Genomic DNA, 17,618 nt, shown 5'->3' with positions numbered 1-17,618 from the left:
GCTGTGACCATGGCAGCCCCTCGGTGGAGGTCAAACCCGGCCGATTCTCCCGGTGTTCCCCGACGTCCGGCTGTCTCCCATCGGACAGCCACGCCGACGGTCAGATCCGGGTCGGCCAGGCTGTGGGCGGGCTCGCGGGTGGGCGCTCACCGACCAGCTCGGCCAGCCGCCGGGTCCGGCTGCGGCCCGCGATCCGGTACGCGGGACCATCAGGTCCCGCCTCGACCAGCTCGCCGGTCAGCCCGGCCGTGGCCAGGGCGGCACCGACCGTGGCCCACCGCTGCGGGTCGTCACCGCCGAGACGGAGCAGGAAGTCGGGCGGATCGGCCACGCCGGCCGCCGCGAGCCAGAGGCGTAGCCGCCGGCCGTCGAGCTGGAACCCCGGCGGCGGCTGTTGCGTCGGGCCGCGCAGCCAGGCCGCCGCGAGCGGCACGATCATCCGGGTGTACGCGGTCCGCACCACGTACCGTTGGTCCTCGGTGGGTGCCCAGGTGCTCTGGACACCCCGCTGGGCCAGCTCACCGATGAGCACATGCACCCGCCACGCGGCCTCCACCACCACCGACAACCGGGCCGTGCCGCCCATCCGGTGCACCTCCCCCGGGCCGGCGAGCAGACCGGCGAGGTCTGCCACGGAGGGTTCACCGGTCTCCGCGCCGAAGAAGACCAGTTGCCGGTCGTAGCCGGTCGCGTCGACCGGGGTCGTTGTCGGGCCGTCGACGGAGTCGTCGCCCGGGTCCCCGGGAGAGGGCCGGCGGCCGGTCCGCCGACTGCGGGGCAGCCCCGGTGGCGTCTCGGCGGGCGGCGGGAAGGACACCGGCAGCGGTTGTGCCGCCGGTGTCTCGCCGGAACCGCTCAACGGCATTCGGGTACCTCGTCGAAGGCGCGCTTCAACTCCTCGGAGTCGAGCCGGCTGGTGTCCAGCGCGCTCGCGTCGTACTCCTGCTGGAGCGTCTCCACCGCAGCCTGGACACCGTCGTAGAAGGCGCTGGCCTCGCCGGTACCCAGACCGTCGATGGTGCTCCGGGCCCGGCCATAGGCGTCCCGCATCGACGCGAGCGAGGCACGGAAGCCGGCGGAGATGTCCTCGCCGTGCTCGACCTCGGGCACTCCGGCCTGCTCCACCTTGCGCCGAGCGGTCTCGCTGGCCTGCTCCGCGCCACCGAAGAGCCGAACCAGGTTCTCCTTGGCCTGAGCCGGCGTGGTCTGCGCGGTCATCTGCTGATCGGTGCTGTTGGTCAGCTTGCTGATCTCGGCACGCCAGGGGGTGAGTGCCGAGCAGACCGAAGCGGCCCAGGCTCGCGGACTGGGGCCGCTGGAGCCGCAGGCGGCCAGGAGCATCAGCGTGGCCAGGACCACCGTGAACTTTCCGGCGGCTGCCGCCCGGCACGTACGCATGCGTTGCAGCGTACGGCTTCTCTTCCCGGTCGGCACCGGTCGTCGGTGCCGGGGCCACCAGAGGCGACCGGTCCCCGGCCGGCAGACGTTGCCGACCGGGGACCGGTGCTGTCCTACGCGTCAGGCCTTGATCTCCTCCGGACGCGGGTCCCCGCTGTCGGAGCCGCTGTCCGCGTCGTCGCCCATCGCGATGCTCTTGCGCTTGCTGAACACCACCGCCGCGACGACGATCAACGTCGCCACGATCGCGATGCTGACCCGCAGGCCGACGTTGCGGTCGTCGCCCACACTCCACGCCACCACGGCCGGCGCGATCAGCAGCGCCACCAGGTTCATCACCTTGATCAGCGGGTTGATCGCCGGGCCGGCGGTGTCCTTGAACGGGTCACCGACGGTGTCGCCGATGACGGTCGCGGAGTGTGCGTCGGAGCCCTTGCCGCCGTACGCGCCATCCTCGACCATCTTCTTGGCGTTGTCCCAGGCACCACCGGAGTTGGCCAGGAAGACCGCCATCAGCGTGCCGGCACCGATCGCACCGGCCAGGTACGACGCCAGCGCGCCGGGCCCGAGGCCGAAACCGACCGCGATCGGCGCCAGGATGGCCAGCAGGCCGGGGGTGAGCAGCTCGCGCTGCGCGTCGCGGGTGCAGATGTCGACGACCTTGCCGTACTCCGGACGCTGGGTACGGTCCATGATCCCGGGCAGCTCACGGAACTGCCGGCGGACCTCCATCACCACGGCACCCGCCGAACGGGAGACCGCGTTGATGGCCAGACCGGAGAAGAGGAACACCACCGCCGCACCGATGATCAGGCCGACCAGGTTCTGCGGGTTCGACACGTTCAACGCGTTGAGGATCATGTCGTTGACGTCGCCAACACCCGCATCGGCGTACGCGGTGCGCAGCGTGTCGGTGTAGGAGCCGAACAGCGCGGTCGCGGCCAGCACCGCGGTGGCGATCGCGATGCCCTTGGTGATCGCCTTGGTGGTGTTGCCGACGGCGTCCAGCTCGGTGAGCGTACGGGCGCCGTGCTCGTCGATGTCGCCGGACATCTCGGCCACGCCCTGGGCGTTGTCGGAGATCGGGCCGAACGTGTCCATCGCGACGATCACGCCGACGGTGGTGAGCAGGCCGGTACCGGCCAGCGCCACGGCGAACAGCGAGAGGGTGATGGAGCCGCCGCCCAGCAGGAAGGCGCCGAACACGCCGGCGGCGATGAGCAGCGCCGAGTAGACCGCCGACTCCAGGCCGACGCTGATGCCGGCGAGGATGACGGTGGCCGGACCGGTCTGCGAGCTCTTACCGATGTCCTGCACCGGACGCCGACTGGTCTCGGTGAAGTAGCCGGTGAGCGCCTGGATGGCGGCGGCCAGCACGATACCGATGACGACCGCGCCGATGACCACACCGCGCGGGCCGAAGAGCGGGTCTCCGCCGTTGACGTTCAGCGTCTCCCGCCAGTCGTCGCCGAGCTGCGCCGCCCACGACGGCTGCAGGTAGGCGAAGGTGGCCACCGCGACCAGCACCGCCGAGATCAGCGCGGAGAGGTAGAACGCCCGGTTGATCGCGGTCAGGCCGTTGCGGTCGGAGGCGCGCAGCCGGGTGATGAAGACGCCGATGATGGCGACCAGCACACCGATCGTGGAGATGATCAGCGGCAGCACCAGGCCGTCGGAGCCGAACGCGGCCCGGCCCAGGATGAGCGCGGCGACCAGGGTGACCGCGTACGACTCGAAGAGGTCGGCGGCCATGCCGGCGCAGTCGCCGACGTTGTCGCCCACGTTGTCGGCGATGGTGGCGGCGTTGCGCGGGTCGTCTTCGGGGATGCCCTGCTCCACCTTGCCGACCAGGTCGGCGCCGACGTCGGCGGCCTTGGTGAAGATGCCACCGCCCACCCGCATGAACATGGCCAGCAGGGCGGCACCGAAACCGAAGCCTTCCAGCACCGTCGGCGCGTCGCCCCGGAACACCAGCACCACCAGCGCGGCACCGAAGAGGCCCAGACCGACGGTGAGGAAGCCGACGACGCCACCGGTCCGGAAGGCGATCTTCATGGCCGTCTCCCGGCCACCTTCGCGCTCCCGAGCGGCGGCCGCCACCCGCAGGTTGGCCCGGGTGGCCAGCCACATGCCCGCGCCACCGATGAAGGCGCTGAACAGGGCACCGACCACGAAGAAGAGCGACCTACCGATCTTCACCGCGACTTCACTGCCCTCGGTGTTGTGCACCGGCAGCAGGAACAACAGGACCACGGCGATCACCACGAAGATCGCCAGGGTACGGAACTGTCGGAGCAGGTAGGCCGAGGCGCCCTCCTGCACGGCCCCCGAGATCTCCTGCATGTTGGTGGTGCCCTTGCCGGCAGCCAGCACCGTCTTCGTCAACGCGGCGGCGAAGGCGAGCGCGACCAGCGCGATCACCGCGGCGATGACGACGTACGTGACATTGGCTCCGGTGAGGGAGATCGCGCCGCCGCCTTCGGCGGCCAAGCTGTCGGACATCTGTGTCCTCCTGTGCCGAACAACGCGCCGGCCGGTAGAGACGCACCGCCCGGCGCCTGGATGCGAATTCGCAAGTGCGCGCCGATCCGCCCGGCGAACCAGCGACTCCACGCCCATCTGCGCTGGCTGCCCGGTGGATCACTTGCTGACAACCCGCGTACTCTAGCCGTCCGCAGTGTTGGAGGTCACACCGAGGTGGCGGCAGGTCTGGATGATCTCCGTCGCTGTGTTATGAACCCAAATCTGGTATAGCGGCCGGTCCATGGACGCGTCAGCGGGTCACCAGCAGGTCAGCGGTTGACCGGCCAGACCATCCGCACCTCGGTGCCGATGCCCTCGTCGACCGGACGGACCTGAAGATCCTCGACGAATCCGGCGAGCAGGGCGAAGCCGACCCCGGTGGTCAGGTCGTCCTCGTTCAGCGACTCGTTGGCCAACTGATCGGCGTCGAGCGCGGCCAGACCGATGCTCGCCTCGATCGGCGCCCGGTCCACCACCCGCACCGAGTACGTCCCCGAGTCCGACATCTCCACCAGCACCGGTTCGGCGACACCGTACTGGCGGTGCAGGGCAACCGCCCGGGTGCACGCCTCGCCGATGGCCAGCCGGACCTCGTCGAGCAGATCCTCGCGGACCCCCGCGCGCCGGGCCACCGCGACGCCGACCAGGCGTGCGGTACGCACGTGCACCGGCGCAGGTGAGAAGGAGAGCCGGACCGTGGCCATCACTGGCCGGTGCCGGTCGCCGCTTCGACCGTCGGGTGCAGCGGGAACACCTGATCCAACGCGGTGATCCGGAAGATCTTGAGCAGTGGCTCCTTGTCACAGACCAGAGCGAAGGTGCCGTCCGCGGTGCGCAGCCGCTTGAGCGCGCCGACCAGCACGCCCAGCCCGGTGGAGTCGAGGAAGTCCACCCGCCCGAGATCCACCACCACGTGCCGGGCCCCCGCGTCGATCAGTTCCAGGAGCCGTTCGCGCAGCCGGGGGGCGGTGTAGACGTCCACCTCACCGCCGACCTCGAGCACCGTGTGCTCACCCACGGTGCGGGTCGCCAGCGACAGCTCCATCCGTCCTCCTTCAGGCAGCCGTAAACTCTCTTGGCATCTAACCACTACCCCAAGGTCGGTCCGACCACTCACCGGCGCAGTCCCCCGTACCCGGCATGCCGATTTCCGATTTCCGAACACCAGTGCGAGAGTGCAGGACGTGACCTCGGCAGCCACCGTATCCGCCGGCAGCGACCCCGAGCGCACCACGGAAGCCGTACCCGCCGGCCCGCCGCTCGCGTCGCCCGGGGACCTGCTGCGCCGGCTACGCCAGCGGCATCCCGACGATCCGGTCACCCACGTCGAGCGGGTGCCGGCCCGGGGCGGGATACCGGCGCCGTGGCCGTCCTGGGCTCCGGAGGAACTACGCGCGGCGTACGCCCGGCGCGGAGTCAGGACGCCGTGGCGGCACCAGGCCGAGGCGGCCGGCCTGGCGTACGACCGGAGACATGTCGTGGTGGCCACCGGCACCGCCTCCGGCAAGTCCCTGGCGTACCAGCTACCGGCGCTGGCCACGCTGCTCGCCGACCCACGCGCCACCGTGCTCTACCTGGCACCGACCAAGGCGCTCGCCGCCGACCAGTTGCGCGCCGTCGCCACGTTGGAGATCGAGGGCGTACGCCCGGCCTGCTACGACGGTGACACCCCGCGTGCCGAGCGGGAGTGGATCCGGCGGCATTCCCGGTTCGTGCTGACCAACCCCGACATGCTGCACCACGGCATCCTGCCCGGGCACGCCCAGTGGTCCGGTTTCCTGCGCCGGCTGGCATACGTGGTAGTCGACGAGTGTCACGTCTACCGGGGCGTGTTCGGCTCGCACGTCGCGCACGTGCTACGCCGACTGCGGCGGCAGTGCGCCCGCTACGGCCGCGCCGACGGACCGACGTTCGTGCTGGCGTCGGCGACGTCGGGCGACCCGGCCGCGGCGGCCGGCCGGCTGACCGGTCTCCCGGTGACAGCCATCACCGAGGACACCTCGCCGCGCGCCGGGGTCACCTTCGCCCTCTGGGAGCCACCGCTGCTCCCCCCGGACCCCTCTGCCGGGCAGCCCGATCCATCCGGAGAGCCCGGTGTCTCCGGGAAGCCTGGCGCGTCCGGGACGCCCGCCGGGTCCGGTGCGCCCGCAGCGGGGTCGGATCTCACCCAGGTCCGGAGGTCCGCGCTGCGGGAGACCGCCGACCTGCTCGCCGACACCGTCGCCGCCGGGGTACGCACGCTCGCCTTCGTCCGCTCCCGACGCGGCGCCGAAGTGGTGGCGACAAGCGCCCGGCGCAGCCTCGACGAGGCGGTCCCGGGGCTCGGTGGCCGGGTGGCCGCGTACCGGGGCGGCTACCTGCGCGAGGAGCGCCGCGACCTGGAGCGGGCGCTGCTGCACGGCGAGTTGCTGGGGCTGGCCTCGACCAACGCGCTGGAGCTGGGAGTCGACCTGATCGGGCTCGACGCGGTCGTGATCTGCGGGTATCCGGGCACCCGGGCCTCGCTGTGGCAGCAGGCGGGCCGGGCCGGGCGCTCCGGCCAGGAGGCCCTCGCCGTGCTGGTGGCCCGGGACGACCCGCTGGACACCTACCTGGTGCACCATCCGGAGGCGGTTTTCGGGGCTCCGGTGGAGGCCACCGTGCTCGACCCGGCCAACGCGTACGTGCTCGGTCCACAGTTGGCCTGCGCGGCAGCCGAGGCCCCGCTGACCCGGGCCGATCTGGAGCTCTTCGGCGACGGCGCGAAGCAGGCTGTGGCGGCACTGGTCGAGGCGGGCGCGCTGCGGCAACGACCGACCGGCTGGTACTGGCGGCACCGGGAGCGACCCGAGGTGGACCTGCGCGGCGAGGGCGGCGCGCCGGTCTGTGTGGTGGAGGCGGCGACCGGCCGGCTGCTCGGCACGGTCGACGGCGGCTCCGCGCACTTTCTGCTGCATGCCGGCGCGGTCTACCTGCATCAGGGCGTGTCGTACGTGGTCGACTCGCTCGATCTCGACGACGGGTGTGCGCTGGTGCACCCTGAGGAGCCGGACTGGTCCACCCACGCCCGTGACGTCACCTCACTGTCGGTGGTCTCGGTACGTTCCTACGTGGACGCCGGGCCGGTCGGGCTCTTCCTCGGCGAGGTGGACGTGACCAGTCAGGTGGTCTCCTACCAGCGGCGTCGGATCGCCACCGGCGAGGTGATCGACACCCGGCCGCTGGATCTGCCGGCGCGTGAGCTGCGTACCGTCGCGGTCTGGTTCACCCTCTCCCCTGAGTCGCTGACCGCCGCCGGGGTGGATCCAGCCGACGTGCCGGGAGCGCTGCACGCGGCCGAACACGCCGCGATCGGGCTGCTGCCCCTGGTCGCCACCTGCGACCGGTGGGACATCGGCGGCCTCTCCACGGCGGTGCACCCGGACACCGAGGCCCCGACCGTCTTCGTCTACGACGGGCATCCGGGGGGTGCGGGCTTCGCCGAGCGGGCGTACGGCATGGCGGCGTCCTGGCTGCGGGCCACCCGGGACGCGATCGCCGAGTGCGGCTGCGAGGCCGGCTGCCCGTCCTGCGTGCAGTCGCCCAAGTGCGGCAACGGCAACAATCCGCTGTCCAAGCCGGACGCGATCCGGGTGCTCGACGTGGTACTCACCAACCTGCCGGAGTGATCTGGCCGGCATGAAAACCGGGGCAGGCGGGCATTGGTTGTGGGAGCGCTTCCATCGAGTGCCGTCTCACCGTTCGTTGTCTTTGTCCTTGCCACCATGGAGGAGGGGCCGTGGCCGACACCATCGCCGAGACCGTCGACCTGCTCTACACCATCGACCAGGAGAAGCTCGACATCAACCAGCAGATCGCGTTGGGAACCGCGCTCGCCACCCTGGCTCAGGCCGAGCGGCTGGATCAGATCAACGAACGCCTGCGCACCATCCAGCAACTCTTGACCACCTTGACGCACCGGTCGACCGTCGACGGCGTCCGCTGACCGCACGGCCTCCCCTCGACGTCACAGCACCCGACGTCACGGCCTCGCCCGACGTCACGGCACCCGACTTCACGGCCTCCGCTGACGGCGGTCCCGGGCCGCCGCCGTTGTCCGACTGTGCGACACTCCGGCGCACCACAGTTGAGGAGTTCAGATGCAGCTCGATAACTTGCAGGCGCAGCAGCAGTTCCACATCCGCCAGCGGGTGCGATTCATGGTCAACCAGTACGAGGTGCACAGCGTCGCGCCGGACGGCTCCGAGGGCGGGCTGTTGGCCTTCGCTCAGCAGAAGCGGCTCGCCTTCAAGGAGCAGGTGACGATCTACACCGACGACTCCAAGCAGCAGCCGCTGCTCGGCTTCAAGGCCCGTCAGCGCCTCGACCTCGGCGCCACGTACGACGTCACCGACCACGCCGGTAACCCGATCGGCCTGTTCCGGAAGGACTTCGCGCAGTCCCTGCTCCGCTCGACCTGGCACGTCGAGCAGGCCGGCCTGCCCAACGTCACCGGGCAGGAACGCAGCATGCCGGTGGCGCTGCTCCGCCGTTTCATCGACTCGCTGTCCTGGCTGCCGTACCACTTCGACTTCGTCGCGGGCGGCCAGCCCGTCTTCTCCGTGGTCAAGAAGTGGGGCCTGCGGGACCGTTACGTCGTCGAAATTCAGAACCCGCAGATCGACCGTCGCCTGGTGATCGCCATGGCCGTCGCCCTCGACGCCCTCCAGGGCCGCTGACGTCGGACCGGCCACACAGCCGTCCTTTCCTGGTCGGCTCGCTCGGCTCCGGGCCGGCTCGCTCGGCGTTGCCGCCGCGCGAGCGGCGGCGGGCGTCCAGGCGGTGATGACCGGGCACCCGACCCGACAGCACGCGGAGCTGCGCCACCGTTTCAGCAGCCCGGCCAGCCGTCATCGAGCCGAGCCGGTCAGCCACGCAGCGGGCCGGCCCGGCTGGTGGCGGTGGCGGTGCGGGCCAGGCCCGGTAACGGCTCCACGCTGACCTCCGTGGTGACCAGCACGTCCAAACCGTCGAGCCGGCACCACACCAGCCGGGCCCCGTTCGCGGCGACCAGCTCGCCCGCCCGGGCACACGACAACGGCTCGCCCTGAAGGGCCTGAGCCGCACCGGCGAGGGCACCGAAATCGGCGGCGACCCGGGCCTGCTGCCGCGCCACCCGGGCCGCGCCCACCCCGGCCCCGAAGAGGCCGGCCACGACGAAGAGCAACCCCACCCCGAGCAGGCAGATTGTGGCCCCGCCCCTGTCACCGCCCCGGGTGGCCCGCCAGCCCACCGGCCGGCGGCGGGTGCTGGCCCGTCGGCTGCGCCGGACCGACGACGCCCTCGCGGCCGGGGGTTGGGGCCGCGCGGCGGCGACGGCGCTCACGGCTGCGGCTCCGGCGCACCCGGTTCGACCGCCGCGACCGCCGTGGCCACGACGCTGATCGCGGGCAGGTCGGCACCGAGGGCGCGAACGGAGGCACGGACCGTCGCCCGGACGTACTCACCGTCGACGACGACGCTCACCTCCGCGCCCGTCGGGGCGTGTCGGTCGCCAGCGGCTACGCCCGGCTCTCCCCGGGAGGCGGCGAGCGCCGCCTCCCGGGCCGCGTCCAGGCACGCCGCCTTGGTACTCACCGCGTTGATCGTGGTCAGGCCGGTGAGCAGGAGCAGCACCAGCGCCGGCAGGCCGGCCGCCATCTCGGCGGTGAACGACCCCCGGTCGTGGCCGGCCGGCCGGCGCCCGATCACTTCAGTGCCCGGTCGATGACGGCGGTCAACGCGGACTGCACGCCATCGGAGGTGAGCACCTTGAGCAGGACACCTCCGAAGGCCACTGCGGCGAGCGTTCCGACCGCGTACTCTGCGGTGTTCATTCCTGCGTCCCCGCGAAGGCGGGCGAGGATTCTGCGCACGTGTTCGTCCTTTCTCGATGAGTTTCACAGCACGTCGCCGAGGACAGCGACGATCACCGGCACCAGACCGGCGAGAATGAAGGCGGGCAGGAAGCAGAGCCCCAGCGGCAGCACGATCAGCACACCCGAACGGCGAGCGGCCGCCTCAAGCTGGACGGCCCGGTCTGCTCGCAGGTCGTCGGCGAGCCGGGTGAGCGCTCCGGCCAGGGCGGCACCGCTGCTCGCCGAACGGATCGCGGCAGTGGCCACCCGATGCGTTCCCGGTACCGCTGACAGATGTGCCCACGCCTCCTGGGGGCCACCGCCGAGTTGCAACGTGCGACCGACCCGGGCAAGTTGTCGGCCCAGCGGCCCACCGAGCGCGTCGGCCACCGCGAGCACCGAACGTTCCACCGGCGCCCCGGCCCGCAGCGCAGCCGCGAGCAGATCCGCGGCGAGTGGCAGGTCGGCAGCGGCGCGCAACCGACGACGGCGTACGGCCGGCGGTTCGATCCGCCGGAGCAGCCGGTCGAGCAGCACCACCGTTGGCAACGCCGCCACCGGGCCGGCCCAGCCTTCGACGAGTACCGCCACCGCCAGGCCGGACAGCCCGGCGGCCAGCCGTACCAGGTCCGGCCGCCATGTGGGCGGACGCCGTGGCGGGTCTATCGAAGCCTGTCTCGGCACATCGCCATCTCGCCCGCTGGGCTGGACGGCCGGTGCCCTGTTGGACAGCCGGCGCAACCGGCGCCGGGGCCGGTACCAACCGACCGTGAGCGTGGCGAGCAGGGCGAGGCCGGCCAGGCCACCGGCCATCAGGTGCGTCCGGAGCATCAGTTGTCCCCGTCCGAGGTGACCCCGAGACGCTCCGCCCAGAGCAGCCCGATCACCTGAAGGCCCACGGCTGCGATCGCACAACCGCCACCGACCGGGGTGTGCAGCAGGACCTGGAGGGGGTCCACTCCGATCCCGTAGCCGAGGCCGATCCCGCCCAACGGCAGGGCAGCCAGCAGCCAGGCGGTGGCTCGAGCTCCGGACGCCTGGGCCGCTACCGCGGCCAGCCCTCGGTCCGTCGACCGGGCGTCAGCTTCGATCCGCTCCACCAGATCGGCCAGCGGCGCCCCCGTGCGCTCGGCCAGCCGTACCGCCGCCCCGGCCAGTCGCCCGAGGCGATCCTCCGCCCGGCCGGGATCGGCCCCGGCTGGCAGCCCTGGCACATATCCGGCGGTCCGACCGTCCGCGATGACGGTCTCATCCGGCTGGCCCACAGCCGATAAGGGGCTGGTCAGCACCTGGGCAGCCGCCGGTACGGGCAGACCGACCCGTAGGTCCCCGGCCAGGGCGCAGAGCTGATCCAACCGCTCCCTGCGGTCCCCGACGGCCCGACCCACGGTTGCCCGGCGGAGCAATGCCCGCACACCCAGGACGCCATAACCGGCCAGAGCCACTGCGGCCACCGGGCCAGCAAGCAGCTCACCTACCCCCGCGCCGAGCAGGCCGGTCAACAACAGGATGCGGCGTGGCGTCGTCAGCCGCCCTGTCAGCCCTCTCGACCTGAGTACCCGGCCGTCTGCCTGATCGCGGTGACCGATCTGACCGCGATGGTTTGTCTGATCGCGGTGACCGATCTGACCGCGACGGTTTGTCTGATCACGGCGGTCTGCCTGATCGTGACGGTCGGCCTGAACTCGACGGTCGGCCTGAACTCGGTGGTTGTTCATGGTCGCGGCGATCTGGTCCTCGGCAGGTGCCGGGGTACCGGTCGTCGGCACCGCGAATGCGGTTGCTGGTCCCTGCGTGGCACCACCGGGTAGGCCGCCGGGCCGAGACGGTCGCCGGCCTCCGCGCGGCCCCGGTGGGCGGGACGCGACAGGTGATGTCGACGGCCCGGACGCGGGCAATGCGATCGGCGAGGCCGCTGGCCCACCCGGGCGCACCCCGACCATCGGGATGGCTGCCCCGCGCTCCCGTGCCGACACTCGAGTGCTGGCCGGACCCCGCACCGTGCAGGTCGGCCCGGCGGACCGGGCCAGCCCCTCACCGTCACACTGAGCACTCGTCTCACGAAGGGTGACAACCCACTCGACCAGTGGATCGTCGGCCGCCTTGCGGCCCTTCGTGGACCCTCCAGGAACACGACGGCCCCGCATCCGGAGCCTCAGTGCCGCCGCCAGGACCGGCAACACCGCCAACGTCCCCCACCACGCGCCGCTCATGACGACACCGCCGACGCGGGCCAGGGTTCGCACAGGATCGGCGGCACCGACACGTCACGGCCACGAATCAACGTGCCGAGCGCCCGAGCCGCCACCCCGATTCCTCGACCACGTATCCAGGCGGGGACTGCGGTGACCAGCCGGTCGGGCCCTTCCGGCAGCAACAGGCAGATCGACTCCAGCACGCGGCCCTGCGGCGTGCGGCGGATCTGGAACACCACCTGAAGTGCTGCCGCCACCTGGGCGTGCAGCGCCGGACGTGGCAGCCCACCGAGCAGGCCGAGCGCCTCCAGCCGGGCCGGTACGTCCAACGGAGTGTTGGCGTGCAGCGTCCCCGCGCCACCCTCGTGACCGGTGTTGAGGGCGGCCAACAGGTCGACCACCTCGCCGCCCCGACACTCACCGACCACCAGCCGATCCGGGCGCATCCGCAGCGCCTGCCGGACCAGCTCGCTCAGGCCGACGGCACCCGTACCCTCCACGTTGGCCGTGCGAGTTTGCAGGCTCACCACGTGCGGATGCACCGGCCGCAGCTCGGCGGCGTCCTCGACCAGGACGATCCGCTCGGTGCTCGGTACCAGCCCGAGCAACGTGTTCAACAGGGTTGTCTTGCCGGAGCCGGTACCTCCGATCACCAGGTAGGCGAGCCGGGCCGCCACCACGGCGGCGAGCACCGGCGCCACCGGCCGGGCCACCGCACCCTGTGCCACCAGTTCGTCCAGACTGAACGGACGCTGCCGGAAGGTACGCAGGGACAGGTAGGGGCCCTCGGTCGCCACCGGAGGCAGCACCGCGTGCAGTCGCGTGCCGTCAGCCAACCGTGCGTCGGCGCACGGCGAACCGTCGTCCAGCCGGCGACCGGCACCGGCCGCAAGCCGCTGCGCGAGTCGACGCACGTCGTCCGGAGTGCCCACCGGCACCGGAACCTGGTGCAGCCCCTGACCACGGTCGACCCACACCCGAGCACCGTTGACCAGGACGTCCGTCACCTCGGGGTCGGCCAGCAGCACGGCGAGCGGGCCAGCGCCCACCAGGTCGTCGCGTACCCGGTCGGCGATCCGCAGCAGCGCGTTGTCACCAAGGACGGCGGCGTCGGGTTCGGCGCGTACCGCAGAGACGATCGCGGCGGGGGTGACCGGCGTGGTGGTGGCGGCGATCCGCTGGCGTACCCGGGCCGCGAGATTCTCCCCGGTCATGCCGCACCCGCCGCGGGTTGACCGGTGAGCTCGGTGACGATCCGCTGGCAAAGCTCGGCCAACGGCCCGCGCCCACCGGCCGCCGGAGCCTCGCCCCGCTCCAGCCCACGGCACAGGCCCGGCTCCGGCCGCAGGGAAGCGGCCAGCGGCAGGCCGAGCGCTTTGGCCACCTCCACGGCACGGAGTCGGCCGGGCGCCGGACCTCGGACGATGACGGACAGGTCGGGGCAGTGGGGTGCCGCTGCGGCGACCACCCGGGCTGCGGCGGCGGTCGCCCGCAGCTCGGCGGGAACCACCACGAACGCGCGATCAGCAGCCTGAAGAGCGGTCACCGCAGCGTCGTCGAGATGCCGGGGCAGGTCCACCACCACGAAGTCGCGGCTCCTCCGAGCGGCGTCCAGAGTCGCGGCGACCGCTTCGGCCGGCACGGCGATCAGGTCTCCCCGGTCCCAGGAGAGCACCACCAGATCGCCCCGGCTGGGCAACGCTCGTACCAGGGCAGGTGCGTCGACCCGCCCATCGGCCCCGGTCAGCGCCGGCCAGCGCAGCCCCTCCATCTGCTCCCAACCGAGCACCAGGTCCAGGCCGCCACCGAGCGGGTCGGCGTCGAGCAGGAGGGTGCGCAGCCGTGCCCGCGCGGCGGTGACGGCGAGGCCACCGGCGAGGATGCTGGCACCGGCTCCACCCCGGCCACCGACGAGCGCGACCATGCGGGCCTGGGCCGTGGCCATACCCTCGCCCCCGCAGTCGGCGAACCGGTCCACCAGCCACGGCTCGGCCGCCGGCAACACGGCCACGTGTTCCGCGCCGAGCAGGTCGGCCACCTGCCAGCCGGCCTCGACGTCGCCGGCCCGCCCCACCAGGACCAGTCGGGGACGCCGGGGCAGCCGCGCCCGTAGGCAGGACTGCGCCTGGTCGTTGCCGATGAGGACCAGCGGGGCCGGGCGCCAGCGGGTGCGTGCGGCCGCCGGATCAGCGGCGACCTCCACCTCGACTCCTCCTGCGGCAGCGAGCCGGAGGAGGTCGTCGAGCAGGTCACCGTCCGAGGTGACGACCAGCGGCGGACGTCGGTCCGGTGGGAGGGAGGTACGGGGTGGCATCGCGGCCTCCAAGCGGTCGGCGCGGGTTCACTGGGTCGAACCCTGCCGCCGCTGCCACCCCGGATGCCGCCCCAGCCGACGAGCCTGTGGACAACGAAGCGTTCTGTGGACAACACCCACACCCGTTGTTGATCTGTTATGTGGACGGCCGCACATCGCACCCTGACCACCCATGGCGGACGTGACGCGCACCACGCATAATCGACGTCCTGTGCCGTCGGCCGAACGGTATTCCGCGCCGGATCGAGGTCATGAAACAGTCGCCAGATCACGAACATGCCCGTGTCGAGCCGAGGCTGCGGGTCGGCCCCTGGCTGTTCGACCCACGCTCCCGCGCCAGGCAGCTGGCGGCACGTCCGGCTCCACGGGCACTGCCACCGGCACCGGAGGCAGGAGCCAACGATTCGGCCACACCTCTGCTGGTACGGGAATCCGTCGTCTCGTTCGAACCCGCCCATCGCGCTCCCGGCCGAATGTCGCACCGGCTGGTGCTGGCGGGCGTCGCCGCCGCCGTACTCGGCCTCATCCTCACCGTGCTCTGGCCGGCGACCGAACCGCCGACGGTCGCGGCACCGGATGCCCCGGCGGGTTGGATTCCTCCGCCGCCGGGCAGCCCGGCGGGCAACCTGGACGGTTTCGCCTCTGCCGGTGCGCCGTCACCCTCCGCCCCGACCCCCTCCTCATCCGTCGGCGGCGTCTCCTCCTCCCGGCCGAACCTGAGTCGCAAGGCGACGCCGCCCCCGTCGCCCACCAGCGCCGACTCTCCTACCAGAGCGGCGACGCCGAACACCCGCCCCACCCCCTCGCCGAGCCGGCCGGTGGCTCCACCAGCGACCACCCGCCCGCCCGAGCCGGAGCACCTGAACCCACTGCCAGCCTGGCGCGAACGCGGGTTGCGGTCGACCGACGGCGGCAGCGAGACGAGCATCGAATTCGTCAACCTTCGGTCGCGGTCGGTCATCGTGCACTGGCTCGACCATCGTGGGCACCGGAGGCAGTACGCCGTGCTGCAACCACACGAGTCGTACCAGCAGCACACGTACGTCGGTCACCCGTGGGTGGTGACCGACCGCCGGGGCCGCACCCTGGCCTGCTTCGAGCCGACGGGTACGCCCGGCCGAGCCGTGATCAGGTAAGCCGTGGTCTTTCCCTCACTGGCTGCTTTCCCGAAGCTCATGGTTTCGTCCTGCTCGACCCCCACCTCCCGGAGGTCCGCTGCCGCCTTCTCGTCGCCAGGCTGGATCCTCGGGACAGTGACTGGTTCGCTGCTGCTCCGGTCTTCCGTGTTGATCCGGCTCAACGGTTCGCGATCCGCCACGGCGATTCCTGATGCGCACGGGCTGTCCGCTACGTGACAGCACCCTGCCGGAGCGGCAGGACGCGCCTACGCTGAGCGCACGTTTCGCCCGGCGACGCTGCGGAGGACGCTGACCATGCCATCCATCCTCGCTACCGCTCTCCTCGCAGCCGCCGTGACGGCGGCACCCGCTCTCGCACCCACCGCCGCCGCGCCCGACACCGTGGCCCAGTACCGCATGGTGGACCTCGGCACGCTCGGCGGCGAGAGCAGCTACGCCAACGCCATGAACGACCGTGGCGACGTGGTGGGCCGCGCCCAGGGCACGGACGGCATCTACCGCGGATTCCTCTGGCGTCACGGCCGGATGATCGACCTCGGTGATTTCAGCCCAGTCGACATCAACGACCGTGGCCAGATCGTCGGCAGCCACGACGACGGCTCCGGTGCGTACATCTGGGATCGCGGTCTCCTGCGACCGCTGGGTGACTCGTTCGTGCGGCCCGTGGCGATCAACAACCGGGGTCAGGTCGTCGGTCACACCGACGCAGGTCCCGCCCTGTGGACGAACGGCCGCTCCCGGCTCCTGCCCCTCGCCGACGTGTCCGACGTCAACGACCACGGCCAGGTCTCCGGTGGAGTATCCCTCCCGTCTACCGCCTCCCACCGGACGCTCTCCTCGACGGCGTCTACACCTCGGAGGACCCGCACTTCGACATGGCCGCCACCGACCTGCCAACCTTCCTCGACCGCTTACTCCAGGCCGTGAAGACGTTCGCTGCATCGAGCAAAGTGCCGAGCCTGTAATCGATCACCTAGAGCGAGCCACCCGCCCGCCGGCTACGGCGCAAGCACATCGTGCCCCACGTGGTCTACCGCTACCTGTCTTAGCCGCAGCCACCAAGACGCCCCGGTCACCGGTGATGGGTGCCGGGGCGCTTCCGTCATTGAGTCAGCGTGCCGCGCCGATCCCCTTGGCCATGTCCACGAAACCCTGCCAAGCGGCCGGGCGGAAGGCCAGCGTCCCGCCGTCACGGTTCTTGGTGTCCCGAACAAGAATCACGCCAGGCAGGTTGTCGGCCACCTCGACGCAGGCTCCACCGTTGCTACCGCTCTTGCTGCTCTTACGCCACTGTGCGCCGGTCATGTCCATGATGCTGCCGCTTCTCTGACGAGGTCTAAGGACTGCGTCCAGGGTAGGGCCTCTCCCACTATGCGCGCCCATCGATGTTCGAGCGTAGCTATTTCGGTCGTCTCGTCGGTGAGGTGTGCCCTGACCTGATCATCCAGGTGTGCTATCCGGGTGCCGTCCGGCAGCTCGGCGAGGATGAACGGACCACCCATGCCGAGATACATCGGCGTACCACTGGGCACGATGTGTATCTGAACACCCGGCAGTTCAGCACATGCCGCGATGTGTTCGCACTGCTCGCGCATCAGCGTCCCGTCGCGACCGACCCGTCTCCGAATGACCGCCTCATCGAGCGTGGCGACGACCAGCGGGGGCCGTGACCGCTGAAGGATCGCCTGCCGTCGCAGCCGCGCCGAGACCAGTTCGTCCACCTCTTCGGAACTGAGGTTCGTCATGGCAAGCGTTGCCCGCGCGTACGCCTCCGTCTGGAAGAGACCTGGTACCCAGGCCAGTTCAAACCACCGCAGGGCTACCGCATCGTGTTCGATGTCCACCCACCGCCGGAACCATGTCGGTTCCCGTCGCTTGAATACGTCCGGCCAAAGCTCCTGCACCTCGCGCTTAAGCACCGATGCAACCTGGGAGCGATGGCGTGTCTGTGGTATCCGTCCCGGGTTCGCCCACTTCGCCGCCGTCTTCGGGTCCACGCCGATCTGAGCTGCAAGGCTCTCCGCTGTCTCGCCTGTCGCTGCCATGGCTTCGATAACGGCATGGTTCATCCGTTGCTCCCTCAGAACGTTCCGAACGTCTACACGAGATAGTGCAACGCTGTGTGTTCGTTCCACAACGGTTGGCAAGGTTGAGGTCAAAGCGGCGTGGTTGGTGGAGGCGAGAGCCCGGCGGC

The 17,618-nt window shown here is 71.3% G+C and carries 18 protein-coding genes and 1 pseudogene; 5 read left to right on the top strand and 14 right to left on the bottom strand.

From position 1 onward, the window contains the following. Window positions 1–100: 100 nt before the first annotated feature. The 5 genes from Vlu01_RS20245 to Vlu01_RS20225 form a co-directional block, all read right to left on the bottom strand. The gene (locus Vlu01_RS20245; protein ID WP_204001903.1) at window positions 101–865 is read right to left on the bottom strand and encodes a hypothetical protein; all 765 of its coding nucleotides are present in this window, start codon (window positions 863–865) and stop codon (window positions 101–103) included. Further along, complete coding sequence (locus Vlu01_RS20240) at window positions 856–1,398, bottom strand: hypothetical protein (RefSeq protein WP_204001900.1); 543 nt, start codon at window positions 1,396–1,398, stop codon at window positions 856–858. Before Vlu01_RS20240 ends, Vlu01_RS20245 begins: the two co-directional genes overlap by 10 nt. Window positions 1,399–1,518: 120 nt before the next feature. Further along, the gene (locus Vlu01_RS20235; RefSeq protein ID WP_204001897.1) at window positions 1,519–3,900 is read right to left on the bottom strand and encodes a sodium-translocating pyrophosphatase; all 2,382 of its coding nucleotides are present in this window, start codon (window positions 3,898–3,900) and stop codon (window positions 1,519–1,521) included. Between the two features lie 290 nt (window positions 3,901–4,190). Continuing rightward, complete coding sequence (locus Vlu01_RS20230; protein ID WP_204001895.1) at window positions 4,191–4,628, bottom strand: ATP-binding protein; 438 nt, start codon at window positions 4,626–4,628, stop codon at window positions 4,191–4,193. Next, on the bottom strand, window positions 4,625–4,966 hold the full coding sequence (locus Vlu01_RS20225; RefSeq protein ID WP_204001892.1) for an STAS domain-containing protein: 342 nt from the start codon (window positions 4,964–4,966) through the stop codon (window positions 4,625–4,627). Before Vlu01_RS20225 ends, Vlu01_RS20230 begins: the two co-directional genes overlap by 4 nt. Window positions 4,967–5,096: 130 nt before the next feature. Between Vlu01_RS20225 and sftH the strand changes: the two genes are divergently transcribed. From sftH to Vlu01_RS20210, 3 genes are all read left to right on the top strand, one after another. Next, window positions 5,097–7,568, top strand: a complete 2,472-nt coding sequence (gene sftH / locus Vlu01_RS20220; RefSeq protein WP_308440947.1) for a DEAD/DEAH box helicase — start codon at window positions 5,097–5,099, stop codon at window positions 7,566–7,568. Between the two features lie 110 nt (window positions 7,569–7,678). Continuing rightward, entirely contained in the window at window positions 7,679–7,885 is a 207-nt protein-coding gene (locus Vlu01_RS20215) for a hypothetical protein (RefSeq protein ID WP_204001890.1), read from the top strand. Window positions 7,886–8,039: 154 nt separating this feature from the next. Beyond that, window positions 8,040–8,618 (top strand): LURP-one-related family protein, encoded by a 579-nt coding sequence (locus Vlu01_RS20210; RefSeq protein ID WP_204001889.1) that lies wholly within the window; start codon window positions 8,040–8,042, stop codon window positions 8,616–8,618. Window positions 8,619–8,806: 188 nt separating this feature from the next. Here the strand turns inward: Vlu01_RS20210 and Vlu01_RS20205 are convergent, their stop codons facing one another. From Vlu01_RS20205 to ssd, 7 genes and pseudogenes are all read right to left on the bottom strand, one after another. Further along, window positions 8,807–9,265: an Rv3654c family TadE-like protein gene (locus tag Vlu01_RS20205; RefSeq protein ID WP_373307465.1), complete on the bottom strand. Its 459-nt coding sequence runs from the start codon at window positions 9,263–9,265 to the stop codon at window positions 8,807–8,809. After that, the gene (locus tag Vlu01_RS20200) at window positions 9,262–9,579 is read right to left on the bottom strand and encodes a TadE family type IV pilus minor pilin (RefSeq protein WP_505840784.1); all 318 of its coding nucleotides are present in this window, start codon (window positions 9,577–9,579) and stop codon (window positions 9,262–9,264) included. Before Vlu01_RS20200 ends, Vlu01_RS20205 begins: the two co-directional genes overlap by 4 nt. A 47-nt stretch (window positions 9,580–9,626) precedes the next feature. Continuing rightward, window positions 9,627–9,755 carry a DUF4244 domain-containing protein gene (locus Vlu01_RS20195; protein WP_205808979.1) on the bottom strand — a complete coding sequence of 43 codons (129 nt, stop codon included), beginning with the start codon at window positions 9,753–9,755 and terminating at the stop codon, window positions 9,627–9,629. Window positions 9,756–9,818: 63 nt separating this feature from the next. Beyond that, on the bottom strand, window positions 9,819–10,607 hold the full coding sequence (locus Vlu01_RS20190) for a type II secretion system F family protein (RefSeq protein ID WP_204001885.1): 789 nt from the start codon (window positions 10,605–10,607) through the stop codon (window positions 9,819–9,821). Continuing rightward, window positions 10,607–11,305 (bottom strand): annotated as a pseudogene (locus Vlu01_RS20185) (type II secretion system F family protein); the annotation flags it as partial. The pseudogene Vlu01_RS20185 and the gene Vlu01_RS20190, both read right to left, overlap by 1 nt. 680 nt (window positions 11,306–11,985) lie before the next feature. Then, entirely contained in the window at window positions 11,986–13,185 is a 1,200-nt protein-coding gene (locus tag Vlu01_RS20180) for a TadA family conjugal transfer-associated ATPase (RefSeq protein WP_204001883.1), read from the bottom strand. Continuing rightward, window positions 13,182–14,285: a septum site-determining protein Ssd gene (gene ssd, locus Vlu01_RS20175; protein WP_204001881.1), complete on the bottom strand. Its 1,104-nt coding sequence runs from the start codon at window positions 14,283–14,285 to the stop codon at window positions 13,182–13,184. Before ssd ends, Vlu01_RS20180 begins: the two co-directional genes overlap by 4 nt. Window positions 14,286–14,758: 473 nt before the next feature. Here ssd and Vlu01_RS20170 point away from each other — a divergent pair, with 473 nt between their 5' ends. Both Vlu01_RS20170 and Vlu01_RS20165 read left to right on the top strand, forming a co-directional pair. Next, the gene (locus Vlu01_RS20170; RefSeq protein WP_204001880.1) at window positions 14,759–15,421 is read left to right on the top strand and encodes a VHL beta domain-containing protein; all 663 of its coding nucleotides are present in this window, start codon (window positions 14,759–14,761) and stop codon (window positions 15,419–15,421) included. A gap of 297 nt (window positions 15,422–15,718) precedes the next feature. Further along, complete coding sequence (locus Vlu01_RS20165; protein ID WP_204001879.1) at window positions 15,719–16,351, top strand: hypothetical protein; 633 nt, start codon at window positions 15,719–15,721, stop codon at window positions 16,349–16,351. A 183-nt stretch (window positions 16,352–16,534) separates the two neighbouring features. Here the strand turns inward: Vlu01_RS20165 and Vlu01_RS20160 are convergent, their stop codons facing one another. Together Vlu01_RS20160 and Vlu01_RS20155 are read right to left on the bottom strand one after the other, a co-directional pair. Further along, window positions 16,535–16,729 (bottom strand): DUF397 domain-containing protein, encoded by a 195-nt coding sequence (locus Vlu01_RS20160; RefSeq protein WP_204001878.1) that lies wholly within the window; start codon window positions 16,727–16,729, stop codon window positions 16,535–16,537. Further along, entirely contained in the window at window positions 16,726–17,493 is a 768-nt protein-coding gene (locus Vlu01_RS20155) for a DUF5753 domain-containing protein (RefSeq protein ID WP_204001877.1), read from the bottom strand. Before Vlu01_RS20155 ends, Vlu01_RS20160 begins: the two co-directional genes overlap by 4 nt. Window positions 17,494–17,618: the final 125 nt, after the last annotated feature.

Source organism: Micromonospora lutea, assembly GCF_016863535.1.
Classification (GTDB): domain Bacteria; phylum Actinomycetota; class Actinomycetes; order Mycobacteriales; family Micromonosporaceae; genus Micromonospora; species Micromonospora lutea.
The sequence above is the reverse complement of the archived record's forward strand: the minus strand, read 5'-3'. Positions and strand labels throughout refer to the sequence as shown.